Origin of the sequence: Aureimonas jatrophae (genome assembly GCF_900104035.1) — a bacterium.
Classification (GTDB): domain Bacteria; phylum Pseudomonadota; class Alphaproteobacteria; order Rhizobiales; family Rhizobiaceae; genus Aureimonas; species Aureimonas jatrophae.
This window is the reverse complement of sequence record NZ_FNIT01000009.1, coordinates 29,232-53,016: the sequence shown is the minus strand read 5'-3', so window position 1 is coordinate 53,016 and position 23,785 is coordinate 29,232. Positions and strand designations below refer to the sequence as shown.

General features: G+C 70.8%; 22 protein-coding genes. 12 read left to right on the top strand and 10 right to left on the bottom strand.

Annotated features, from left to right (window positions below; all coding sequences use genetic code 11):
* Positions 1-2: 2 nt before the first annotated feature.
* Genes BLQ76_RS17225 through BLQ76_RS17215 form a run of 3 tightly spaced genes read right to left on the bottom strand, consistent with a single transcriptional unit; the run spans position 3 to position 3,000 of the window.
* Positions 3-980, bottom strand: coding sequence for an iron chelate uptake ABC transporter family permease subunit (locus BLQ76_RS17225; protein WP_090675890.1), 978 nt, complete (start codon positions 978-980; stop codon positions 3-5).
* On the bottom strand, positions 977-1,960 hold the full coding sequence (locus tag BLQ76_RS17220) for a FecCD family ABC transporter permease (RefSeq protein WP_090675888.1): 984 nt from the start codon (positions 1,958-1,960) through the stop codon (positions 977-979). The genes BLQ76_RS17225 and BLQ76_RS17220 overlap by 4 nt, the downstream gene beginning before the upstream one ends.
* Complete coding sequence (locus tag BLQ76_RS17215) at positions 1,957-3,000, bottom strand: iron-siderophore ABC transporter substrate-binding protein (RefSeq protein WP_090676051.1); 1,044 nt, start codon at positions 2,998-3,000, stop codon at positions 1,957-1,959. The genes BLQ76_RS17220 and BLQ76_RS17215 overlap by 4 nt, the downstream gene beginning before the upstream one ends.
* A gap of 288 nt (positions 3,001-3,288) precedes the next feature.
* On the opposite strand from BLQ76_RS17215, the gene yihA reads away from it, so the two are divergent.
* A complete protein-coding gene (gene yihA / locus BLQ76_RS17210) occupies positions 3,289-3,981 on the top strand; it encodes a ribosome biogenesis GTP-binding protein YihA/YsxC (protein ID WP_090675886.1) in 693 nt (230 codons plus the stop codon).
* A 19-nt stretch (positions 3,982-4,000) separates the two neighbouring features.
* Here the strand turns inward: yihA and BLQ76_RS17205 are convergent, their stop codons facing one another.
* Positions 4,001-4,663: a TetR/AcrR family transcriptional regulator gene (locus BLQ76_RS17205; protein ID WP_244519701.1), complete on the bottom strand. Its 663-nt coding sequence runs from the start codon at positions 4,661-4,663 to the stop codon at positions 4,001-4,003.
* A gap of 140 nt (positions 4,664-4,803) precedes the next feature.
* Here BLQ76_RS17205 and BLQ76_RS17200 point away from each other — a divergent pair, with 140 nt between their 5' ends.
* Both BLQ76_RS17200 and BLQ76_RS17195 read left to right on the top strand, forming a co-directional pair.
* Positions 4,804-6,009 carry an HlyD family secretion protein gene (locus BLQ76_RS17200; RefSeq protein ID WP_090675881.1) on the top strand — a complete coding sequence of 402 codons (1,206 nt, stop codon included), beginning with the start codon at positions 4,804-4,806 and terminating at the stop codon, positions 6,007-6,009.
* A 78-nt stretch (positions 6,010-6,087) separates the two neighbouring features.
* Positions 6,088-7,683 (top strand): DHA2 family efflux MFS transporter permease subunit, encoded by a 1,596-nt coding sequence (locus BLQ76_RS17195; protein ID WP_090675878.1) that lies wholly within the window; start codon positions 6,088-6,090, stop codon positions 7,681-7,683.
* A gap of 13 nt (positions 7,684-7,696) precedes the next feature.
* Here the strand turns inward: BLQ76_RS17195 and BLQ76_RS17190 are convergent, their stop codons facing one another.
* The 5 genes from BLQ76_RS17190 to BLQ76_RS17170 form a co-directional block, all read right to left on the bottom strand.
* A complete protein-coding gene (locus tag BLQ76_RS17190) occupies positions 7,697-8,134 on the bottom strand; it encodes an arsenate-mycothiol transferase ArsC (RefSeq protein WP_090675875.1) in 438 nt (145 codons plus the stop codon).
* A 35-nt stretch (positions 8,135-8,169) separates the two neighbouring features.
* On the bottom strand, positions 8,170-8,637 hold the full coding sequence (locus tag BLQ76_RS17185) for a UPF0262 family protein (RefSeq protein WP_090675873.1): 468 nt from the start codon (positions 8,635-8,637) through the stop codon (positions 8,170-8,172).
* A 4-nt stretch (positions 8,638-8,641) separates the two neighbouring features.
* A complete protein-coding gene (gene hisD / locus BLQ76_RS17180) occupies positions 8,642-9,943 on the bottom strand; it encodes a histidinol dehydrogenase (RefSeq protein ID WP_090675871.1) in 1,302 nt (433 codons plus the stop codon).
* A 37-nt stretch (positions 9,944-9,980) separates the two neighbouring features.
* Positions 9,981-10,430 carry a DUF2948 family protein gene (locus BLQ76_RS17175; RefSeq protein WP_090675868.1) on the bottom strand — a complete coding sequence of 150 codons (450 nt, stop codon included), beginning with the start codon at positions 10,428-10,430 and terminating at the stop codon, positions 9,981-9,983.
* Between the two features lie 72 nt (positions 10,431-10,502).
* On the bottom strand, positions 10,503-11,495 hold the full coding sequence (locus BLQ76_RS17170; protein WP_090675866.1) for a glycosyltransferase family 2 protein: 993 nt from the start codon (positions 11,493-11,495) through the stop codon (positions 10,503-10,505).
* Between the two features lie 150 nt (positions 11,496-11,645).
* Between BLQ76_RS17170 and BLQ76_RS22690 the strand changes: the two genes are divergently transcribed.
* The 3 genes from BLQ76_RS22690 to BLQ76_RS17155 are packed head-to-tail and all read left to right on the top strand — an operon-like array spanning position 11,646 to position 14,571.
* Complete coding sequence (locus BLQ76_RS22690) at positions 11,646-12,869, top strand: glycosyltransferase (protein WP_090675863.1); 1,224 nt, start codon at positions 11,646-11,648, stop codon at positions 12,867-12,869.
* On the top strand, positions 12,866-13,693 hold the full coding sequence (locus BLQ76_RS17160; RefSeq protein WP_090676048.1) for a WecB/TagA/CpsF family glycosyltransferase: 828 nt from the start codon (positions 12,866-12,868) through the stop codon (positions 13,691-13,693). The genes BLQ76_RS22690 and BLQ76_RS17160 overlap by 4 nt, the downstream gene beginning before the upstream one ends.
* Positions 13,693-14,571, top strand: coding sequence for a DUF6492 family protein (locus tag BLQ76_RS17155; protein ID WP_090675861.1), 879 nt, complete (start codon positions 13,693-13,695; stop codon positions 14,569-14,571). Before BLQ76_RS17160 ends, BLQ76_RS17155 begins: the two co-directional genes overlap by 1 nt.
* A gap of 52 nt (positions 14,572-14,623) precedes the next feature.
* On the opposite strand, the gene BLQ76_RS17150 is transcribed toward BLQ76_RS17155, so the two are convergent.
* Positions 14,624-15,913: a lipopolysaccharide biosynthesis protein gene (locus tag BLQ76_RS17150; protein WP_244519700.1), complete on the bottom strand. Its 1,290-nt coding sequence runs from the start codon at positions 15,911-15,913 to the stop codon at positions 14,624-14,626.
* Positions 15,914-15,957: 44 nt separating this feature from the next.
* On the opposite strand from BLQ76_RS17150, the gene BLQ76_RS17145 reads away from it, so the two are divergent.
* The 6 genes from BLQ76_RS17145 (at position 15,958) to BLQ76_RS17120 (ending at position 23,785) form a co-directional block, all read left to right on the top strand.
* Positions 15,958-17,067, top strand: coding sequence for an endo-1,4-beta-xylanase (locus BLQ76_RS17145; RefSeq protein ID WP_244519699.1), 1,110 nt, complete (start codon positions 15,958-15,960; stop codon positions 17,065-17,067).
* A 130-nt stretch (positions 17,068-17,197) separates the two neighbouring features.
* Complete coding sequence (locus BLQ76_RS17140; protein WP_090675859.1) at positions 17,198-19,198, top strand: GumC family protein; 2,001 nt, start codon at positions 17,198-17,200, stop codon at positions 19,196-19,198.
* Between the two features lie 309 nt (positions 19,199-19,507).
* A complete protein-coding gene (locus BLQ76_RS17135; RefSeq protein WP_244519707.1) occupies positions 19,508-20,707 on the top strand; it encodes an ABC transporter substrate-binding protein in 1,200 nt (399 codons plus the stop codon).
* Positions 20,708-20,794: 87 nt separating this feature from the next.
* The gene (locus tag BLQ76_RS17130) at positions 20,795-21,796 is read left to right on the top strand and encodes a carbohydrate ABC transporter permease (RefSeq protein ID WP_090675855.1); all 1,002 of its coding nucleotides are present in this window, start codon (positions 20,795-20,797) and stop codon (positions 21,794-21,796) included.
* On the top strand, positions 21,793-22,635 hold the full coding sequence (locus tag BLQ76_RS17125; RefSeq protein ID WP_090675853.1) for a carbohydrate ABC transporter permease: 843 nt from the start codon (positions 21,793-21,795) through the stop codon (positions 22,633-22,635). The genes BLQ76_RS17130 and BLQ76_RS17125 overlap by 4 nt, the downstream gene beginning before the upstream one ends.
* Before the next feature lie 46 nt (positions 22,636-22,681).
* Complete coding sequence (locus tag BLQ76_RS17120; protein WP_090675851.1) at positions 22,682-23,785, top strand: ABC transporter ATP-binding protein; 1,104 nt, start codon at positions 22,682-22,684, stop codon at positions 23,783-23,785.

Here is a 23,785-nt window from a genome sequence, read left to right as displayed (position 1 = left end):
GCTCAAAGCTCCCCCCGGTCCATCTCGCGCGCCAGGCGCCATAAAAGATAGGGGGCGCCCAGCGCCCCGGTCGTCACGCCCACCGGAAGCTGGACGCCCGGCAGCGCCACGCGACCTGCGAGATCGGCCAAGACCATGACGAGCGCACCGCCGCCGGCCGCCGATAGGAGGCGCCCCGAGGTGCCGCGCGCGCCGGTGATGCGCCGGCCGAGCGGCATCGCCATCAAGGCCACAAAGGCGACGGGACCCGCCACCGCCACACCCGCGGCCGCGAGCAGCACCGCGGTGCCGACAAGCGCGAGGCGGGCCGCCTCCACCCGAAGGCCGAGACCGCGCGCCAGCTCCGGCCCGAGCTCCAGAAGCTGGAGCGAGCCGACCTGCAGCGCGAGAAGCAGCGCCAGCGCGAGCCCGGGCAGCCAGACCTGCAGCGCGTGGCCCCAGTTGCGCGCGGCCAGCGATCCGGTGACCCAGCGCTGCGCCTCCGCGGCCTCCGTCGACGGCAGGCGCAGCGACAGGAGATTTGTGAGCGCCGCCAGCGTGAAGCCGACGCCCAGACCCACCAGAACAAGCACCAGCGTCGCGTCGCTCCGGCCCGGACGGTGGGCGAGCGCCGCCACCAGCAGCGCGCTCGCGATGCCGCCGAGCGCCGCGACGAGCGGCGGTGGCAGCGTCCAGCCGAGCGTGATCGCGGCGACCACGGCCAGACCCGCGCCGGCGTTGAAGCCGAGGATGTCGGGCGAGGCGAGGGGATTGCGCAACAGCGTCTGGAGAACGGCGCCCGACAGGCCCAGCGCCGCGCCCGCCCCGAGCGCGGTGGCCAGGCGCGGGCCCCGGATGACCCGGATCGCGAGCGCGCCCGGTCCCTCGCCAAACAGGAGCCCGCGCCCGAGCGCGCCCAGGCCGATCAGCGTCTCGCCCATCGCAAGCGACACCAGAACCGCGACCAGAAGCAGCGCGAGAAGCCGGATCGAGCCGCTCACGCGCGGGATCCAAGCGGGAGGCGACGCACGAGAAGCACGAAGATCGGTCCTCCCACCAAGGCGCTCATCAGCCCGACGCGCAGCTCGGCCGGGGCGATCACGAGGCGGCCGAGCGTATCGGCCAGAAGAAGAAGCGCCGCGCCCAGAAGCGCCGATGCGACGAGCTCGGCGCGCAGCGCGTGGCCTGCGAGGCGGCGGGCGAGCGGGGGAACCATCAACCCCAGAAAGGCGACCGGGCCCGCCACGGCCACGGAGGCCCCTGTCAGGAGCGTGACCACGAGAAGCGCGATGCCCTGCGCGCGCAAGAGACGGGTGCCGAGCCCCCGGGCCATCGTGTTGCCGAGCGACAGCGTTTCCAGGACCGGCGCGGCCGCGAAGGCGAGAAGCGACCCGGCGAGCGCCACCAGCGCCATGGATGCGAGCGGGCGCTCGCCGGCTTGGGCCAGCGAGCCGTTGACCCAGAAGCGGAAGACCTCGAGCGAGTCGGAGCGCGTCAGCACCACGGCCGAGACGAGCGACAGAAGCAGCGCGTTGAGCGCCGCGCCGGCGAGAACCAGGCGGACCGGCCCGGCATCGCCCCGCAGCGCACCGCCCAGCGCGAACACGGCGACCGCGGCCAGCGCCGCACCCGGAAAGGCCAGAAACGCCAGCGATCCGCTGTCGGCGCGCGCCAGAAACAGCGAGCCCAGCACGACCGCCAGCGCCGAGCCGGCGCTGACGCCGAGAATGCCGGGATCGGCGAGCGGATTGCGCGTCAGCCCCTGCATCACCGAGCCGGCGATGCCGAGGCCCGCGCCCGCGATCAACCCGGCCACGACGCGTGGAAGGCGCACGAGGCGCACCGCGACGTGGTCGGGGTTTCGGGGATCAAAGGCCGCGATGGCGTGCCAAACCTCCGCCAGGCCCAGCGGTCGCACGCCGAGCGACAGCGCCAGGAGCGCCGCCACGACGAGAAGCGCAGCGGCGAGCGCGAGCCTCAAGGCGCCAGGCCCGCCCGGTCGGCCGAGGAAACCCGCGTCGAGGGATCGCCGTCGAGCGCCAGGGCGATGTCGCTTTCCAGCTGCGACAGCGCGAAGGGAAGGGACAGGACGCTGCCGAACGACAGGGCACCGGCCGTGAGCGCGCCCGCAAAAACCTCGCGTCCCTGCGCGTGCGCCCGAAGGAGACGCCGCATGGGCAGGGCCGCCAGGTCCGGAACCGCATCCAGCGACGAGACCCAGACCAGGAGATCCACATCCAGCGGCGACAGGTCCTCGGGCGACAGTCCCGCATAGAAGTTGCCGCCGCCCAGGCGGGTGATGGCTTCCGGCGTCCGGAAGCCGAGCTCGGTCAGGAAGCGGCCGCGCGTATCCTCTGCCGTGAAGGCACCGGTCTCTCCGCCGAAGTGGTAGGCGGCGATGGCGCTGCGACCTTCCCAGTCGGGATGGCGAGCGCGCGCTTCCGCAAAGAGCTGGCGTGTCTGCGCCACACGCTCCTCGGCCAGCGTCTCGCGGCCGAGCGCACGGCCCAGAAGACGCGTCGTCTCGTCCCAGGGCAGCGCATAGGTCGCTGCGCCCGGCGGCTGCATCAGGGTCGGCGCGATCTGCGAGAGGATCGCGTATTCGTCCTGCGTGATGCCGGATCCGATCGCGACGATCAGGTCGGGCTGGAGCGAGGCGACGGTTTCCATCGCCACCTCGCCGGCGATCACGGTGGGCGTCGCCCCGTCTAGGAACGGCTGGGCCCAGGGCCAGATCGAGTTCGGCTGGTCGCCGAACCAGGCGCGCACCGCGACCGGCGGGACGCCCAGCGCCAGAAGCGGATCCTGCGTCGTGAAGCCGAGCGAAACCACACGCGTGGCGGGCCGGGCCAGAACGGTCTCGCCGAATACGTGCTCGAAGCGGATGTCCGCCGCGCGGGCGGGTGCGGCGACCAGCGCGGCGGCGAGGCCGCCGAGAACGGCACGGCGCGTGGGGCCGCGATCGTCGCTGGCCGAAGGGGTGCGCGCCGTAGGCCGGCCATGGGAAAAAAACGGGGTCATCAAGCGCAACTCGCGGCGGCCGGCGGATCGGCCCGACGTCGCAAACTTGACGGCGGTAGTCAACTAAACGCCCCTCGCGCCGCCGGACGACGAGGCATGCGGGCAGCCCGCGCAGATGCCGCGGATACCCGCCCGCTGGCGCCGTCGCCATGTTTCCCGTAAAGCCGGACCCTTCCCATCCCGTGGGGCCTCGCGTCCCGCCCGATCCTGAGAGCCAGGAGCCGCCATGCCCGCCGGGCCCCGACCCTTTTCGAACCCGCCAGGACCTGTCGCGGCGGAGCAGGCCGCATGAACGAGGCGACACCGGATACGGCGGCGGCCGCCGAAGCCGCCCGGCTGGAATCGGCGCGTCTCTTCTTTGCCAAACCCTGGGTGTTCATCCGGGGCGTGCCGTCCATGAAGTTCCTGCCGCCCGAGGGGCCGCCGGAGGTGGCGTTCGCGGGACGCTCCAACGTCGGCAAGTCGTCGCTGATCAACGGGCTGGTGGGTCAGAAGGGCCTGGCGCGCACGTCCAACACGCCGGGGCGCACGCAGGAGCTCAACTACTTCGTGCCGGACGGCTATTCCGGCGAGGGGAGCGACCTGCCGCCGCTCGCGCTCGTCGACATGCCGGGCTACGGCTATGCCAAGGCGCCCAAGGACCAGGTCGACGCCTGGACGAAGCTGGTCTTCGACTACCTGCGGGGACGCGCGACGCTGAAGCGCGTGTTCGTGCTGATCGATGCGCGCCACGGCATCAAGGGCAACGACATCGAGGTTCTCCAGCTCCTCGACAAGGCTGCCGTGTCCTATCAGATCGTGCTGACCAAGGCCGACAAGATCTCGAACCTCGCCCTGCCCAAGCTGGAGGCCGCGACGCGCGAGCTGATCCGCAAGCGGCCCGCCGCCTATCCCGCGATCCTGTCGACCTCGTCCGAGAAGGGCTGGGGCATGGCCGAGGTCCAGGCGGCGATCGCGGATTTCGCCACGCCCGGACGCTGACGCGCACGGGCCGGAGGCCTCAGTCCCGCCGGTCGGGTCCGTAGGCCGCCATGAACACGCGCACCGCCGAATCGACGATGCGGTCGCGCTCGGCCAGCGACAGGGGCGGTGCCTGGTCGTCGAAGAAGCGGCGCCGCAAGACGCCGGCGGTCGCCAGCTCGATGAACTGGGAGGCCGCTAGGTCGGGATCCTCGGCCCGCAGCGAACCCAGCTCGCAAGCCCGCCGGACGTAGTCCGACACCAGCGCCAGGCCGCGCATCGGCCCGCGCCGATAGAACTCGCGTCCGAGCTCGGGCATGCGGCTCGCCACCGCGATCACCGTGCGCTTGGCGGTCATCGCCTCGGGCGACAACATCAGGTCGAAGAGCCGCCGTGCGAAGCGCCCGAGCGTCACGGCCGGTGCCTCGGCGTCCAGAAGAAGCTCCTCGATATCCGCGAAATATGCTTCGCGCTCCTCCGCGATCAGCGCGTGGAAGAGTTCCTCCTTGGAGCGGAAATACACGTAGAGGGTCGACTTCGAGACGCCGCTCTCGCGCGTGATGTCGTTCATCGAGGCGGCGTCGAAGCCGGTCGAGACGAAAACGCGCTTCGCGCCTTCCAGGATCTGGCGGCGCTTGGCCGGATCCTCGCCGGCTGCGCTGCGACCTTCGCCAAGGCCGATCCGCGCCAAGGTCTCGCTCAAGGACAGCTCCGTTCAAACGATCTTCACGGTAAGGTGAACTTTCTTTTTGCAGTGCACCTCGACCCGCTTGAAATGCTCGCGCGAGCGCGTTACGTCAAGATCGAACTGAACGGTTCGGTTCGATTTTCCCCGAGGTTGTCATGTCCCAGTCCGTCACCGAGAAGGTCGGAGAGCCCGGCGAACGCGCGCAGCCCCGTCTTGAGGTCGTCGGCCGCAAGACGTCCGAGACCGCGCCCGTTTCCGCGCCGGCACAGGCTGCGGCGCCGCAGAAACGCAAGGGCGGGGGCTTGCGCAAGCTGGTCCTGTCCGGCGTGCTTCTGGCGGCGGTGGCAGGCGGCGCCTGGTTCGGACACCAGTGGTGGATCGACGGTCGCTTCATGGTGACGACCGACGATGCCTATGTCTCGGCCGACATGGCGATCATGACGCCGAAGATCACCGGCTACATCGCCAGCGTTCCCGTGGTCGAGAACCAGACCGTGAAGGCCGGCGATCCGATCGTCGAGATCGATCCGGGCGACTACCGGCTGGCCTTGCGCTCGGCCGAGGCCAAGCTTGCCACCCAGAACGCCACGATCGATAGCGTGCGCGCCCAGCGCGAGGCCGCCGAGCGCCAGGTCGGCGAGGCGCAGGCCAACCGCACCGCGCTCCAGAGCACGGCGGATCAGGCCGCGCTCGACCTCCAGCGCGCCCAGCGCCTCGTCCAGTCGGGCGCGGGCACGCAGGTCGTGCTCGACCAGGCCCGTTCCGCCAAGGCGGCGGCCGACGCCCGGCTTGCGGGCGCCGACGCCACGATCAGCGCCGCACAGGCGCAGGTCGGCGTGCTCGATGCACAGATCAAGGAAGGCGAGAGCAAGACCGGCGAGCTCGAGGTCGACCGCGACCAGGCGGCGCGTGACCTGTCCTTCACGACGCTGCGCGCGCCCTACGACGGCATCGTCGGCAACCTGGCGGCGCAGCCGGGCGACCTCGTGTCGCCAAGCCGGCGGCTCGCCGCGATCGTCCCGCTCGACAAGGTCTTCGTCGACGCGAACTTCAAGGAAACGCAGCTCGGCGAAATCGTCGCCGGCGAGCGGGCCCGCATCGAGGTCGATGCGCTGCCGGGCGTCGAGGTGACGGGTACGGTGGAGTCGGTCTCGCCGGCCTCGGGCTCGGTCTTCTCCCTGCTGCCGGCCGACAACGCGACCGGCAACTTCACCAAGATCGTGCAGCGCGTGCCGGTGCGCATCGCGATCGACCCTGCAGACGCCCATTCCGGCAAGCTGCGGCCGGGCCTTTCGGTCACCGTGTCGGTGGACCGGCGCACCGCGCCGGGCGCCACCGAGACCCAGGCCGCCGCCCACTGACGACGCCGCGCGCAAGACGCTCTTTGAGCGTCCTGCGCGCGTGTCCCGCGCCACCCTTCTCGCGAAAGGCGGGATGCCATGTCCTCCACGACCCTCACAGCCGGCGGCCCCCCGCGCGCCGCAGCGCCTCCCGCCGCGCCCGATGCCGTGCCGCTGCGCCGGATGCTCGCCTTCATGGCGATGGTGTTCGGCATGTTCATGGCGATCCTCGATATCCAGATCGTGTCGGCCTCGCTCGCCGAGATCCAGGCGGGCCTGTCGGCCTCGACCGACGAGATCGCGTGGGTCCAGACGGCCTACCTGATCGCCGAGGTAATCATGATCCCGTTGTCCGGGTTTCTGGCCCGGATGCTGTCGACGCGCGTCCTGTTCACGCTGGCGGCGGCCGGCTTCACGGCGTCGTCCGCGCTCTGCGCGACCGCCACCAACATCGACCAGATGATCTTCTACCGCGCGCTGCAGGGCTTCATCGGCGGCGGCATGATCCCGAGCGTGTTCGCGGCCGCCTTCACGATCTTCCCGCCCTCCAAGCGCGCCGTGGTGTCGCCGATGATCGGCCTCGTGGCCACGCTCGCGCCCACGATCGGCCCGACCGTGGGAGGCTATCTCAGCCATGCCCTGTCCTGGCACTGGCTGTTCCTGGTCAACGTGCCGTTCGGCATCGTGGTCGCGATCGCGGTCTGGAACCTCGTCGACTTCGATAAGCCCAATCTCGGGCTCTTCAAGGACTTCGACTGGTTCGGCCTTCTCGGCATGGCGGCCTTCCTCGGCTCGCTGGAATACGTTCTCGAGGAGGGGCCACTCGACGACTGGTTCGACGACGACGTGATCGTCGTCATGACCGTGATCCTGGTGATCGGCGCGCTTCTGTTCCTGTACCGCGCCTTTACGGCCAAGCAGCCGATCGTCGACCTCACGGCCTTCACCAACCGCAACTTCGCCTTTGGCTCGCTCTTCTCGTTCATCATGGGCGTCGGGCTCTACGGCCTGACCTACCTCTACCCCGTCTATCTCGGCCGCATCCGGGGCTACGATTCGCTGATGATCGGCGAGACCATGTTCGTGTCGGGCCTGGCCATGTTCGCGACGGCGCCGATCTCGGGCAAGCTGTCCACCAAGCTCGACCCGCGCGTCATGATGCTGATGGGTTTCACCTCGTTCGCGCTGGGCACGTGGCTGATGAGCGGCATCACCCACGACTGGGACTTCCGCGAGCTCTTCGTGCCCCAGATCCTGCGCGGCTTCGGCCTCATGATGGCGATGGTGCCGATCAACAACGTGGCGCTCGGCACGCTGACCCCCGACAAGATGAAGGGGGCGTCCGGCCTCTACAACCTGACGCGCAACCTCGGGGGCGCGGTAGGGCTCGCAATCATCAACACGATGATCAACGACCGCACGGCGCTGCACTACGACCGTCTGGCCGAGCGCGTGCGCTGGGGTTCGCAGATCGCCGAGGATCGCCTGTCGCAGATGGCCGCCAGCCTCTCGGCCGGCGGGCTGGATGGCTCGAACGCCGCGATCGGCCAGCTCACCAGCCTCGTGCGGCGCGAGGCGAGCGTCATGGCGTTTTCGGACGTGTTCCTGTTTCTGACCGCGCTGTTTGCGGGCCTGTGCGTCATGACGGTCTTCATCGCCAAGCCGAAGTCCGCCGTGAAGGCCGACGCCCACTGACGGGCGACCGACGCTAGGGGCGCTCGCCGAACTCGGCGAGCCGCCGACGCATGCGCCGGTAGAGGTCGCGGTAGGCGTCGAGGATCTGGTCCCGGCTGCCGTTCACGACGGAGGGGTCGGGCATCGGCCAGAACTCCACCGCCGTGGCGTCGGCGCCGGTCGCGTCCATCACCGCATGGTGCGCTTCCGGCGAGAGCGTCACCACGAGGTCGAAATAGCCGTCCGCCAGATCCTCGACGGTCTGGGGCTTGCGGTCGCCGAGCGACAGGCCCTCTTCCGCCAGCACCACGTCCACGAAGGGGTCGCGCTCGCCTCCCTTCACGCCCGCCGAGGCGACGTAGGTACCCGGCAGCACGGCGCGTGCGATGGCCTCGGCCATGGGCGAGCGGATCGAGTTCTGCCCGCACACGAACAGGATCGAGCCGGGCGCGCCTGCCGGGGTCTCGCTCATCTCGCCGCTGCCTCGTGCATGCGCGTCCCCATCCCTCATGAGCGCCGATGCAGCACGCAGATCAGCGTGAACAGGCGCCGCGCCGTGTCCTTGTCGAGCGCGATCTTGCCCTCGAGCCGCTCGCGCAGGAGGTCGGACCCGTCGTTGTGGATGCCGCGCCGGCCCATGTCGATCGCCTCGATCTGCGAGGGCGTGGCGGTGCGGATCGCCTCCTGGTAGCTGTCGCAGATCAGGAAATAGTCGCGGATCACGCGCCGGAAGGGCGTGAGCGACAGGATGTGGGTCACGAGCACCTGATCGCCGTCCGAGCGGATGTCGAAGACGAGGCGCCGGTCGGCCAGCGAGAGCCGCAGCCGCAGGGGACCCTCGGGGGCGCCCGCCGGCTCGAAGCGGTTCTCCTCCAGAAGGTCGACGATCGCCACGCGCCGCTCGTGCTCGACGTCGGGCGAGGCGCGCCCCACCGAGGCGTCGAGCTCCACCGCGACGAGGCGACCCGTGCCCATCGCGTCAGGCGCCGGGATTGAGGCGGATGGCGACCGAACGCGCGTGGGCGTCGAGCCCTTCCACGCGCGCCAGCTCGATCGCGGCCGGCGCGAGCGCGCGCAGCGTATCGGCCGACAGGCGCAGGATCGAGGTGCGCTTCACGAAGTCGAGCACCGACAGGCCCGACGAGAAGCGCGCCGAGCGCGCGGTCGGCAGGACGTGGTTGGAGCCGCCCACATAGTCGCCGATCACCTCGGGCGTATGGCGGCCGAGAAAGGCGGCACCCGCGTTGCGGATGCGCGAGAACACGGCGTCCGGGTCGTCGGTCGCGATCTCGAGATGCTCGGCCGCGATGCGGTCGGCGAGCGCCGGCGCTTCGGCGAGAAGATCGCGCACCACGATCACGGCGCCGAAGGTCTCCCAGCTCTCGCGCGCCGTCGCCGAGCGCGACAGCGTGGCGAGCTGGCGTTCCACCGCCCGCTCGACGGCATCGGCGAGCTCGGCGCTGTCGGTGAGAAGGATCGATTGGGCCGCCGCGTCGTGCTCGGCCTGCGCCAGAAGGTCGGCGGCCAGCCAGTCCGGGTCGTTCTCGCCGTCGGCGATCACCAGCACCTCGGAGGGGCCGGCCACCATGTCGATGCCGACGCTCCCGAAGACCTGCCGCTTGGCGCTTGCGACATAGGCGTTGCCGGGGCCGACGATCTTGGCGACGGCGGGAATCGTCTCGGTGCCGTAGGCGAGCGCCGCGATCGCTTGCGCTCCGCCCACCCGGTAGATCTCGGTGACGCCCGCGACCGCGGCGGCGGCCAGAACCAGCGGGTTCAGCGCGCCCCGCATGGCCGGCACCACCATGGCGATGCGCTCGACGCCCGCGACCTGGGCCGGAACGGCGTTCATCAGGACGGACGAGGGGTAGCTCGCGGCTCCCCCCGGCACGTAGAGGCCGACCGACTCCACCGCCGTCCAGCGATGGCCGAGTTCGGCGCCGAGCGCGTCGGTGTAGCGCTCGTCGCTCGGACGCTGGCGGGCGTGGTGGCTGCGGATGCGCTCGTGCGCGAAGCGCAGCGCCTCCATGGTCTCGGGCGGCGTCGCCTCGGTCGCCGCCGCGATCTCCGCCGCCGACACGCGCAACGTCTCGGGCGTGAGTGTCAGCGCGTCGAAGCGCTGCGTGTATTCGATCAACGCCGCGTCGCCCCGCGCGCGCACGTCGTCGAGGATCGCGCGCACCGCCGCCTCGACATCCACCGAGGCTTCGCGCTTGGCGGCCAGCAGATCGCGGAAGTGCCGCTCGAAGTCGGTGTCGGCGCTGTGGAGCCGTTGGGGCAAGACGGGACGGACCTTATGGACGGATGGCCCGCCGCGCTCAGCCCCGGTCGTGGTCGGGACGCGCCAGCGTGTCCCAGGCCGGGCCGAGGTCGGCGAGCTGGGCCTCGATGCACTCGACGTCGAGCCTTATCGCGCCCTGGCCGGCGAACACAAGCTCCACCGTGCCGGACGGGGCCTCGCCGGCGTGCCAGCGGATGGCCAGGAGCGCCAGGACGGCGTCGGGATCGGCCGGCAGGTTCTGGCGCCGCACGGCGAGCACGCGGTCGAAGTGAAGCGCGGAGCGCCGCCGCTCGAAGGCGACGGGCCGCCCGAACCAGCGCCGGCGCGGGGCGGCGCGCTCCCAGACGAAGCGGTTGAAGCCGACCGCGAACCGTTCCTCGCCCGGCAGGTAGACGAGGTCGCCCATCCGCGCCACCCCGTCCTGCGCATGGGCCGAGAGGATGGCGAGATCCTCGTCGTCGAGCGCCATCAGGCGGAGAAGGTTCATGCGCAGCCTCGCGGGGGTCGGGCGTGTCCGGTCGCCCGCCAACTAGGGCGCTCCCGGCGCCCGTGCCATCCGTCAGTTGCGCTCGGGCTGGCGGTACTGCTCGCCCACCCGCCCGAATTCGGCCTGGAAGCGGCCGAGCGCGACCTGAAGGGGATACAGCGCGGCCACCGGTGAGCGCAGGCGCCACCCGAGGCGCAGGCCACGCGCCGGCGCCGAGGCGAGCAGCGCCGCGCTCTTCAAAAGGGTCCGCGCGCGCCCGGCCGCGTCCGGCCGACGCCGGTGCTCGATCAGCGACGAGATCGCACCGTTGCGCAAGGAGCGGGCGTTCACCCAGTCGAAGCGCGTCCGCCGTTCCGGCACGGTCTCGAACACCGGTGCCTCCTCGCACCAGCCGAAGCGGAAGCCGCGCTCGCGCATGCGGGAGTAGAAGTCGCTGTCGCCGCCGCCGATGAAGTTGAACGCCGTGTCCAGAACCGGGTCGCCGGCCGCTTCCAGGACCGTGCGCGAGATCAGGACGTTGCCCGACGAATACAGGATCGGAACCGGGCCGGAGCGATCGTAGTGCTGCCGGAAGACGGGATGGCGCTCGAAGCGTCCGTTGCCGCCGCGCTCGAACACGGGCATCTGCGGCCCGCCGACGATGTCGACGCCGCTGCGCTCGGCTTCCGCGGTCATCCGCTCGATCCAGTCCGCGCCGGCGAGTTCGTCGTCGTCGATCACGAGGCAGCGGCGCATGCGGGGAAACTCGGCGAGCGCCGCGCGAAAACCCGCATTGTAGGCGGAGCAGTTGCCCCGCTCCCGCGCCACAAGCGCCATGCCCGGCACCTCGTCCGACAGGAGGAGGGGACGCACGGCCTCCAGGCCCTCGCGCGCGTCGTCGTCGTTGTCCATCACGATCACCGCCGCCCGGTGCCGGTGGAGCTGCGCCGCAAGCGAGCGCAGCGTGGCCACGACCTGGGCAGGCCGACGGAAGGTCGGCAGTACGACCACCGTCTCGCAAGCGTCGGCCTCGAGGCAGGGCGCGCGGAACTCGATCGGATCGGGAAGGGAAGCGGAGCGGGTCATGCGGGCGACTGTGGCGCACGAGCGGTGAAGGATCGGTCAAGCCGGGCGGTGAAGCGAAGGTGTTGGACAGACGGGGCCTTTGGGCCGGCCGTTTGACTCTTTTGTAACCCACGACGGCTAACCTAACGGTATCCTTGGGAAAGTCCGTCCATGCGTGCTCTCTTTGTTTCCTCCTGGCTGCCGGAGGCCCAGACCGCAACCGGGTTCGAGATCGCCAACCGTGCGATCGCGCGGGGGTTCGAGGACTGCGGCGTCGAACTGGTGCCGGTGGGTTTCCGCCGGCCCGGCGCCGAGCCGCCCGAGGGCCTGCATGTGGATCTCGGACCGCTTGCGATCGAGAACAGCAGCGCCTCGCGCTCGCAAAAGGTCGCCTGGGTGCTGCGCGCGCTGCGACAGGGCCTGACGGTCTCGTCCGCCAAGCTGCGCGTGATGAGCGACGCGGCGCTCCGGCACCGGCTGGAGGCCGCGGGACCGGTGGATGCCGTGATCCTGTCCTCGGTCCAGATGCCGATCGCCTATCGCGTTCTGACGCAGCTCGCCCCGACGATCTTCATCGCCCACAATGTCGAGCACCTGACGGCGCGCGAGAACGCCGCCCATGCGCGCTCGCCCGTGGCACGCCGCCTCTACGCCCGCGAGGCGCGTCTCCTGGAGCGCGGCGAGACGCGCCTGTGCCGCGAAGCCGCCGTGGTGCACACGCTCGCTCACGACGACGCGCGGCGCCTGGGGCTGGAGGGCGATCCGCGGAGCGTGACGTTGAGCCTGGCCACCGGGCGCGAGCGCCGATCCGCCGAGGACAACCGGGAACCCGCCTTCGACGTCGCGATGATCGGCACCTGGAGCTGGGCGCCGAACCGCGTCGGCATCGACTGGTTCCTGGAGACCGTCGTGCCGCACCTGCCCGCCGACATCACGGTTGAGATCGCCGGCGTGTTCGACGGCCCGCCGCCGGCCGCACCGAAGCAGGTCCGCTTCCGGGGCCGCGTGCCGGACGCCACGGACTTCGTTCGTTCGGGCCGCGTGGTCGCGATCGCCACGCGGGGGGGCACCGGCGTGCAGCTGAAGACCATCGAGACGCTGGAGGAGGGCATGCCGGCGGTCGCCACCCCGGCGGCGCTGCGCGGCATCGGCGCGGTGCTGCCCGCCAACGTGCGCATGGCCGACGATCCGGCCGCCTTTGCCCATGCGCTCGCGTCGCTGGTTGCAGCTGTCCGGGCGGGGGAGGTGTCGCGTCTCGACGGAGGCGCGTTCGCCCGGCGGCAGCGCGAGGGACTGCTGGCCGGCCTGGCTGCGGGACTGTCCCGCCTGGCGCCCGAGGCGGGCGCGGGCGAATGGGACGGGCGCGAGCGCCGGCGCGGCGGCGTGGCCGCATGACGGGCGCCCTGGTCAACGCGCGCGTCGCCCCGCCCCGGGCGACGGAGGGCAGCCGGGAGCATCCGGACCTGTCGCGCTTCGTGCTGCGCCGGATCGGCGCGCTGTCCGTGGCGGCGGTGGACGGAAACACGGCGGTCGCCGCGATCCAGGAAGCCATGCGCACGCGCATGGGCCTGTGCGTGACCTTCGCCAACGCCCATTGCGTCAACGTCTCGCTGGAGGACGCGACCTATCGCGAGGCGATGGAGGGCACGCTCTGCCTTCCGGACGGCATCGGGGTCGATCTCGGCTCGCGCCTCCTGTTCGGCGAGCCGTTTCCCGAGAACCTCAACGGGACGGACTTCGTGCCGCGCCTCCTGGATGCGACCGCCGAGCCGCTGCGCGTGGCGCTGGTGGGCGGCGAGCCCGGCGTGGCCGAGCAGGCCGCGATCCGCTTCGGCGAGCGCTTCGCGCAGCACCGCTTCACGGCGGTCTCGCACGGCTACTTCGACGGGGACGACCAGGCCGAGGGCGTAGCCGCGCTTCTGCGCGCGCTGAGCCCCGATCTCCTGCTGGTGGGCCTCGGCGTGCCGCGCCAGGAGTTGTTTCTGCGCCGTCATGTCGGCGCGCGCGAGGCCTCGGTGGCCATGGGCGTCGGCGCGCTTCTGGACTTCACGGCCGGAAAGGTCGTGCGCGCGCCCCCGCTGATGCGCCGCCTTCGTGTGGAATGGGTCTGGCGCCTGATGCAGGAGCCGCGCCGACTGGCCCGGCGCTACCTGCGCGGCAATCCCGCCTTTCTCCTGCGCGTCGCCCGGCAGAAGATCATGCGCCGAACCAGCCCTTGATGCGCGTTGCCCTCGTCACCTCGAGCTATCGCGGCGACTTCGAGCGCTGCCGACTCCTGTGCGACTCGATCGACCGCTTCGTCACGGGCCACGCGGTCCATCTGATCCTGGTCGCGCGGCGCGATGTCGCCCTGTTCCGGGCCCTGGAAGGACCGGGGCGCCGGATCGTCTGCGAGGACGAGATCCTGCCCGCCTGGCTGCGGCCCGTCCCCACGGTCCTGGGCCGGCCGCGCCGTTCGCTCTGGTTGACGCCCTTCGGCCCGCCCCTTCGCGGCTGGCACGTCCAGCAGCTGCGTCGCATCGCCATGGCCGCCGCGCTGGACGAGGACGTCCTGGTGTCGCTGGACTCCGACGTCCTGTTCGTGCGTCCCTTCGCGGTCGGCGCCCTGATCCGCGGCGAGCGGGTCGCCTTCTATCGTCGCCCCGACGCGATGCGCTCGGTCGTGACCGACGCCCTGCGGATCGAGCACGAGGCCTGGTCCCGGCGCGCCGGCGCGCTGCTCGGTATCGCGGCGCCCGCGCAGACCGAGACCGGCTATATCGCGACGCTGATCGCCTGGCGGGCCGACACGGTGCGCGACATGCTGGCGCGGATCGCGAAGGCCACCAGCCGAGCGCCCCTGCGCGCCCTGGTCGGATCGGCCGCCCTGTCGGAGTGCACGATCTACGGTCGCTTCGTCGACGAATGCGAGAACCGGCCCGATCGGCACGAGCCGACCGACCGCATGCTCTGCGCCGTCTACTGGATCGGACCGCCGCTCGACGAGCGCGGCGTGCGCGCCTTTCTGGACGGGTTGGAGCCCGATCAGGTGGCGATCGGCCTCCAGTCCTTCACGGGCACCAGTCCCGACCTGATCCGCTCGGTGATCGGCCTCTAGCGGCTCGGCGGCGGCGAGGCCTCGACCGCCGGGGCGGCCGGGAGGGGGAGCGTCAGGCGGTGCGCAGGCGGGCGGGTCGCCGGCGTGTTTCCGACAAGGCCGCATAGGTCGAAACGAAGGACAGGCCCCAAAGCAGCGCGAAGACCGCGTTCAGGCCGCCGACCCAGGTCGTGGAGCCGTCGCCCGCATCGCGCAGGAGCCAGGTCAGGAGCGCCGCCTTGGCCGCGCCCAGCAGCGCCAGGAGCCCCGCACGGATCGTGGTGCGGCCGCCGGCATACAGGAGCTCGCTCTCGTACTCCACGAGGTTGCGGAACGCCGGCACCAGGATCACGAGCGGCATCAGCGGCACGGCCTGCGCGACGTTGCCGCCCAAGAGGCCCGGCGCGAACAGGAGAACCAGCGCGAGCGCGCCCGCGCCCGCCGCCGAGACCAGCGCGATGCCGCCTTCGAGGCCGAGCCGCATGCGCCACGAGGCGAGCCAGTCGGGCGTGCGCATCAGCTTCTGGACCACCATCATGTTGAACGAGCGCACCGGCAGCGCGGTAAGGTCGATCAGGCGCATCAGAAGGGCGTAGACGCCCGCGGTCTGGGGGCCGCCCACCGAGAGCACCAGGAGCTTGTCGAGCTCGGACTGGAGGTAGAACAGGATCTCCGCGCCCGCCACCGCGAGGCTGTCCTGCAGGCGCCGGCGGTACAGGCGCAGGTCGACCCGCAGGCGCTGGCGCGGGTAGAGGAGGGCTATGCCGACCATCGCCGACAGCGTGTTGGCGCACAGATACAGAAGGCCCCAGAGCCAAAGGCCGCCGTCCCGGCCGGCGAGCGCCAGGAACAGAAGCGCCGCCAGGGCCTTCGCGAGCGTTCCCCCCACAACCAGGAGCGACGAGCGGCCGAAGCGGCCGAGACCGTTGTTGACGATGCATACGACCTCGAGCGTGCGCCAGGCCAGAACCTCGGCGGCCACGATCAGCGCGAAGGGGCCGGGACCGACGTCGCCCCGGAACACCGCGAGGTAGAAGGCGACGGCCGCCAGCACGACGAGCGGCAGCGAGACGGCGGCGGCCAGGAGAAGGCCCGCCGTGTAGACCCCGATCAGCCGGGGCCGCGCCGCGGAGGTGCGATAAAGCGGCGACACGAAGCCGAGACCGAAGATGCGCGACAGGACGATGCCGGTCGCCGACGCAGTGGCGAAGAGGCCGTAGTCCGCGACGCTGAGGGCGTTGGCGATCGCGGCGAAGTAGGCGAGCGACAGGACGAGGCGGCCGCCCGAGCCGCCGAGCAGCTTGGCGTAGTCGAGGGCGAGCTTCAGCTTCCCTTCAAGTGTTGGGTTCATCATCGAGCCCATGGATGCCAGCTCTTTTCTGATCCGAGCCCCGAGGAGCGTTCCGCATGATGCCCCAGACCCGTTCCGCCCACCGGTCGCACCGCTCCTCTTCTAGCAGGACGGACTTAACGCGCCGTTCGCTTCTGGCAGGCGGCGCGGCGACCCTGGGCGCCTCGGCTCTGCCGCCCGGCGCGCGCGCGGCGGCGCCGGTTCCCTTCGGAGCGGCGATCCAGTTCAACCTGTTCGAGAGCGACCCGGACTACCGGCAGAGCTTTCTCGACCGGTGCGACCTCATCCTGCCGATGAACGAGCTGAAGTTCCCGATGCTGCGCCCGACGCGCGACAGCTTCGAGTTCGGACCGGCCGACCAGCTGGTGGACTGGGCCCGGGCGAACGGTCGGACCTCGCGCGGTCACACCTTCGTCTGGCACGACGGCAATCCGGACTGGCTGGAGCGGATCAGCGACCCGGTCGAGGCCGAGATGGTGTTGCGCGAGCATATCCAGCGCACCGCCGGCCATTTTCGGGGGCGGCTCCAAAGCTGGGACGTGGTGAACGAGGTGATCGCGCACGAGCCGCGCGAAAGCGGCGGTCCGTTGCGCGACACGTGGTGGCGGCGCACGCTCGGGCCGCGCCATATCCCGATCGCCTTCGCGGAAGCCGCCCGCGCCGATCCCGACGCGCGGCTCGTCCTCAACGACTACGACCTCGAGTTCCGGGGCGCGCGCTACGACGCGCGGCGCCGCGTGGCCCTGGACCTCGTGCGACAGCTTCAGGACGGCGGCCTGCGGATCGACGCGGTCGGCATCCAGGGGCATCTCTACTCGCATTTCGAGATCGACCCCGAGGCGATGGCGCGTTTCGGACGCGACCTCAAGGCGCTCGGCGTCGGGCTTCTTGCCACCGAGATCGACGTCATCGACTTCCAGGTTCCCGGCGGGCCGGAGGAGATCGACCGGGCGGCGGAGACGGTCGTCGGCGACTTCCTGGACGGGCTCTTCGCGGGCCAGCGCCCCGAAGCCGTGATCACTTGGGGCCTGACCGACCGCTACAGCTGGGTGGGCGATACGATGCCGCGCACCGACGGGACCCCGGTGCGCCCCCTTCCGCTGGATGCGGCCTACCGCCCCAAACGCTGGTACGACCTCCTGCGCCAGCGGCTGTCCCAGGCCTGACGCGACCGGGCGCGGGGGCGGCTCGGGGGTGCTCTGCAGGAGGATGCGTTAACCCTTTCTTTGCCATGATGACGCAAGGTCATCGCGGGAGCCCAGCCGGGGCTCGACATCCTGTCACGAAGGCCTGTCCATGTTCTACGAGAGCCGCAGTCCGGCGCAACCGGCCGCCGTCTCGCCGGCGGGCGAGAGGATGTCGGGCGGCCTCTTCGACCCCGTGATGCTGTTCTCCTCGGTGTGGCGCGCGCGCTGGCTGATCGTGCTCTTCGCCCTGGCCGGCGCGGGACTGGCGCTCGCCAGCGCCCTGTCGACGCCCAAGCAGTTCACCGCCGTCAGCCGCCTCGTGCTCGATCCGCGCGACCTCAACATCGTCCAGAACGACGTCACGGTGACGCCGGCGGGCCTGTCCACCGATGCGACCCTGGCGCTCGTGGAAAGCCAGATCGCGGTGATGACCTCGGACCGCGTGCTCGGCCGCGTCATTTCGGAGGCGACGCTCACCGCCGACCCCGAGTTCAACGGCACGCGCACGAGCCTTCTGGGCAACCTGTCCGCCATGCTCTCGGTGTTCGGCTCCGACGATGCCGAAGCGCTGGTGCGCGACCGCGAACTGGTCACGCTCACCGAGTTTCAGAAGCATGTCGCGGCCGCACGCCAGCCGAACAGCTTCGTGATCGACCTGGCCGTGCGCTCAGAGGACGCGCAAAAGGCCGCGCGTCTCGCCAACCTCGTTACCGAAACCTTTATCGCCGAACAGGGGCGCGCCCAGGCCGAGATCGCCCGGCGCGCGACGCAGGCCCTGTCCTCGCGTCTGGCGGAGCTGCGCCAGCGCGTCGTCGACACCGAGGAGGCCGTCGAGACCTACAAGGCCGAGAACCGCCTGGTGGGCGTCGGCGGCCGGTTGATCGACGACGAGTACATCACGCGCATCAACAACCAGCTCGCCGACGTGCGCGCCCAGATCACGGCGCTCAACGTGCGCGCCGAGTCGCTGCGCCGCGCGAGCGTCGACGACGTCGTGGAGGGATCGTTCCCGGAAGGGCTGAACTCGGAGTCGCTCCAGCGCCTGCGCCAGACCTACGCGGAAGCCGCCCAGAACGAGGCGCTGCTGGCCTCGCGCCTCGGACCCCGCCATCCCCAGCGCATCGCTTCCGAAGGCGCGCTCGCCTCGGCCCGCCGCGCGATCCAGACCGAGCTGTCGCGCATCGTCGCCTCGGCCCAGACCGAACTCGCCCGCGCCCAGGCGACCGAGCGCGACCTGAGCGCGCAGATCGATACGCTGCGCTCGCGCCAGATCGAGACCAGCGGTTCGTTCGTGCGCCTGCGCGAGCTGGAGCGTGAGGTGGACGCCTCGCGCGCCGTCTACGAGGCGTATCTCCTGCGCGCCCGCCAGACCAGCGAGCAGGAGTCGCTCAACACCACCAACGTGCGCGTCATCTCCGACGCCACCGTGCCGCTCCATCCCTCCAGCCTGTCGCGCAAGGTCGTGGTCGTGGCGGGCGGCATCGCCGGCGCGGGCCTCGGCGTGGCGATCGTTCTTCTGGCCGCGATCGTACGGGCCCTGCGGGGCGTGCGTGCGCCGGGCGAGGCCGCGAGCGAGGCGCCGGTGCGGGACGTGGCCGCCGCGCGGCTGGCGCGCGAGGTGCTGGACCAGGACCGCGCCGAGACCGTCGCCGAGCGCGAACCGTCCGGCGATGTCGACGCCGCGCCGTTCGGCACGGGTTGGCAGCTGCGCGGCGCCAGCACCGGGGAACACGACGAGCCGGACGAGGCCGCGCCGGATACCGCGCCGCGCGACCTACCGGCGCCTGCGACCGACCCGGCGTCCGAGCGCGCGCACGACGCGGACCTGCCGCAACCGGAATGGACGGTGGCGCAGGCAACCGGCGAGCCGGCCGACGGTCGCGACGCGCCCGAGACGGCGGACGATCTGGAGCAGCGGCGCGACGCCCTGCGCGAGCGGATCCGGGCCCTTGGCGCCGCCCGCCGCGCGCCCCTCGCCGGGCAGCCCGAGGCCGATGGCGAGGAGGCCCCGCCGGTGGTCGAGGCGTCGACGCAGGACGCGGCGCGCGAGCGCGTCAGCCTGCGCCTGGCGGCCCTGCGTCGGCGTCGCATGGACACGGCCGGTCTCTGACGGCCCTTATGATCGGTGCGGCCGGCAGGCGTCCTGCCGGTGCCTCCCGTTCCCTGCGCCTCGTGGCGTGCCGCGCTTGTGAGACGACTTGCGTCTTGCGTCCCGGTTCCTGAACCGCTTCACTCGCCCTAGATCCACGGCATCGGACCGTTGCTCGCCCCGCCGATCCGGCCGGGGAGGGTGGCGGTCCGGGCCGGGCCGACCCCGGCAAACGGGGCGACGACAAGGGGAGGATACATGACGACCAGCAACGTGCGCCGGTTCGCGGCGGTTCTGGCGACGGGACTCGCGCTGGCCGGCACGCCGGCCATGGCCGAGGAGCTGTCGATCGTGCTCGGCTCGATCGGCAAGGACGTCGAGGAGATGCGCGCGCAGCTCGACGCCTTCCAGAAGGCGAGCGGTCATACCGTCAAGATCGTCACCATGCCGGCCTCGACCTCGGACCAGTTCGGTCAGTACCGCCTCTGGCTCTCGGCCGGCAACAAGGACATCGACGTCTATCGCACCGACGTCATCTGGGCACCGCAGCTGGCCACCAACTTCATGGACCTCACCGAGGCGATGAAGGACGTGGTGGGGCAGCACAACCCCTCGGTGGTCGCCTCGCAGACGGTGGACGGCAAGCTCGTCGCCATGCCGCTCTACGCCGACGCGCCCGCCCTCTACTACCGCAAGGACCTCCTGGAGAAGTACGGCAAGCCCGTGCCCCAGACCTGGACCGAGCTGACCGAGACCGCCAAGGCCGTTCAGGACGGCGAGCGCCAGGCCGGCAACGCGCAGATGAACGGCTTCGTGTTCCAGGGCGCGGCCTACGAGGGCCTGACCTGCGACGCGCTGGAATGGGTCGCCTCCAACGGCGGCGGCCAGATCGTGGACGCCGACGGCAACATCACCATCAACAACCCCAAGGCCGCCGAGGCGCTCGACATGGCCAAGGGCTGGGTCGGCACGATCGCCCCTCCGGGCGTGCTCGGCTACATGGAGGAAGAGTCGCGCGGCGTCTGGCAGACCGGCAATGCCGTGTTCATGCGCAACTGGCCCTATGCCTACCCGCTGGCCAACGGAGATGACTCGCCGATCAAGGGCAAGTTCGACGCCGCACCCCTGCCGGCGGGTGCGGGCGGCAACTCCGCCGCCTGCCTCGGCGGCTGGAACCTGGCGGTCTCGAACTTCTCGGAGCACAAGGAGGCGGCGGTGGAACTCGTGCGCTTCCTGTCCTCGGCCGAGTCGCAGAAGGCGCGCGCGCTCGGCACCGCCCGCCTGCCGACCATTGTCTCGCTCTACGAGGATCCCGAGATCGTCGAGAAGCAGCCGCTGGTCGCCAAGTGGAAGACCGTGTTCGAGAACGCCACGGCCCGTCCCTCCGCTCCCACCAAGGGCAAGTACAACGAGGTCTCGCAGCAGTTCTGGACGGCCGCCAACAAGACCCTGTCGGGGCAGGGCACGGCGGCCGACAACCTCGATGCGCTGGAGAAGCAGCTGCGCCGGCTGAAGCGCAGCGAGTGGTGAGACCCGCGGGGCCGCGCTGAGCGGCCCCGGACCCGCCCCCGAAGGCCGGCGACCCTCGCCCGGCCGCCCGCTCTCCCGAGGCAGTCCATGGCCAACGTCTCGCTCGGCGTTCCGCCGACCCAGTCCGCCCTCGAGGCCGAGGCGCCCGCACCCGTGCGCTCGGCGCTGAACCGGCAGCGCCGCCGTGCCGCCTGGCTCTTTCTTCTGCCCATGCTCGCCGTTCTGGCGCTGGTGGCCGCCTGGCCGCTCGCCCAGACGATCCGCTTCTCGCTGACCGACGCGACCTTGAGCGATCTGGCGGGCGCCGAATTCGTGGGCCTGCGCAACTACTACGAATGGGTGGACTACGGCGACGGGGAGGGCGAGGCCTTCGGCCTGCTCGTCGACCCCGTCTGGTGGCAGGCCGTGTGGAACACGGTGCGCTACACGCTGATCTCGGTGTCGATCGAAACCGTCCTCGGCCTCGTCTTCGCGCTCGTGCTGAACGCCGAGTTCCGCGGCCGCGCGATCGTGCGCGCCGCCGTCCTCATCCCCTGGGCCATTCCTACCATCGTCTCGGCCAAGATGTGGGCCTGGATGATGAACGACCAGTTCGGCATCCTCAACGACATGCTCCTGCGCGTGGGGCTGATCTCGGCCCCGATCGCCTGGACCGCCTCGCCCGATACGGCGATGATCGCCGTGATCATCGTGGACGTCTGGAAGACGACCCCCTTCATGGCGCTCCTGATCCTGGCGGGCCTCCAGATGGTGCCGGGCGACGTCTACGAGGCGGCCAAGATCGACGGCGTGAACCCGGTCAAGGTCTTCTTCCGCGTGACGCTGCCCTTGATCCGCCCGGCGATCCTGGTGGCGGTGATCTTCCGCGCGCTGGATGCCCTGCGCGTCTTCGACCTCATCTACGTGCTGACGCCCAACAACGCGCAGACCAAGACCATGAGCGTCTACGCCCAGGAGAACCTTTTCCAGTTCGACAACTTCGCCCAAGGCTCGGCGGCGTCGACGATGCTCTTTCTCGTGATCGCGATGATCACACTCCTCTACATCAAGACCGCCCGGCTCAACCTCGAAGGGGGAGAGGGGCGATGACCGCCCGCACGCTCCAGCGCACGGCCGGCAACATCGGCTTCTACGCCCTCGTCGTCGCCATCGTCCTGTTCTCGGTGTTCCCGTTCTACTACGCGATCCTGACCTCGCTGAAGTCGGGCACGGACCTCTTCCGCATCGACTACCTCCCGCGGGTCTTCAGCCTCGTGAACTACGAGACCGTGCTGACGTCCGGCACCTTCCTGCGCAACGTCCTGAATTCGGTGATCGTCGCCTTCTCGGTGGTCGCCATCTCGCTGTTCCTGGCGGTGACGGCGTCCTACGCCCTGTCGCGCGTGTCGTTCCGGGGGCGGGGGCTGCTGCTGCTCACGATCCTGGCGGTCTCGATGTTCCCGCAGATCGCGGTGCTGGCCGGCCTCTTCGAGATGATCCGCTCGCTCGGGCTCTACAACACGCTGTTCTCGCTGATCTTCGCCTACATGATCTTCACGCTGCCCTTCACGGTCTGGGTGCTCACCACCTTCATGCGCGACCTGCCGGTGGAGATCGAGGAGGCGGCGATCGTGGACGGCGCCTCGCCCTTCACGATCATCCGCCGCGTCTTCCTGCCGCTCATGTGGCCGGCGCTGGTGACGACGGGGCTTCTCGCCTTCATCGCGGCCTGGAACGAGTTCCTGTTCGCGCTCACCTTCGTCGCCAACAACGAGACGCGCACCGTGCCGGTCGCGATCGCGCTCCTGTCGGGCGCCTCGGAGCAGGAGACGCCCTGGGGCACGATCATGGCCGCGTCCGTCGTGGTCACCGTGCCGCTGATCGTCCTGGTCCTGATCTTCCAGCGCAAGATCATCTCGGGCCTCACCGCCGGCGGCGTGAAGGGCTGAGCGCCCGGTACCGCCGATCCCCTCGCGTCCTCCAAGGAGTCGACCCATGGCCAACCTGAAGCTGACCGGCGTGCGCAAGAGCTACGGGGCGGTGGACGTCCTGCACGGCATCGACCTCGACATCCGCTCGGGCGAGTTCGTGGTCTTCGTCGGGCCGTCGGGCTGCGGCAAGTCCACGCTCCTGCGCGTGATCGCGGGACTGGAGGAGATCACCGGCGGCACGATGACGATCGACGGGCGCGTGGTGAACGCCGAGAGCCCCAAGCAGCGGGGCATCGCCATGGTGTTCCAGAGCTATGCGCTCTACCCGCACATGACGGTCTACGACAACATGGCCTTCGGCCTCAGCCTCGAGAAGGGGACGCCGAAGTCCGAGATCGACCGCCGCGTGCGCCACGCCGCCTCGATCCTCCAGCTCGAGCCCTACCTGGAGCGCCTGCCCAAGGCGCTCTCGGGCGGCCAGCGCCAGCGCGTGGCGATCGGGCGCGCCATCACGCGCGACCCGAAGATCTTCCTGTTCGACGAGCCCCTGTCGAACCTCGACGCCGCGCTGCGCGTCCAGACCCGCATCGAGATCGCGCGCCTGCACGAGCGGATGCACGGCACGACCATGATCTACGTCACGCACGACCAGGTGGAGGCGATGACGCTCGCCGACCGGATCGTGGTGCTGAACGGGGGCCGCGTCGAGCAGGTCGGGCGTCCGCTCGACCTCTACGCCGACCCCGACAACCTCTTCGTCGCCCGCTTCATCGGCTCGCCCGCCATGAACATCCTCTCGGCGCAGGGCGAGGCGGCGGGTCGCCTGCGGCTCGGGTCCGCCGGCTCGATCGCCATGCCGGTGGCGGGCGCCGCAGTCGCGCCGGGTGCCAAGCTCCATCTTGGCGTCCGGCCCGAGGACATGCGCCTTACCGACGATGCCTCGCAGGCGCTGGTCTCCGGCAAGGTCACGCTGGTGGAGCCGCTCGGCGAGGTGACCCTGGTCTATGTCGATCTCGGCCACGAGGGCGAGCCGCTCGTCGCCAAGCTGCCGGGCGCCGTGCATCTGGAGCGCGGCACGGTGGTGCACCTCGCCGCAGATCCGGCCTCGCTGCGCGTCTTCGACGAGGCGGGCCGCGCCGTGCGGGCCGAGCGCCGCGCGGCGGCCTGA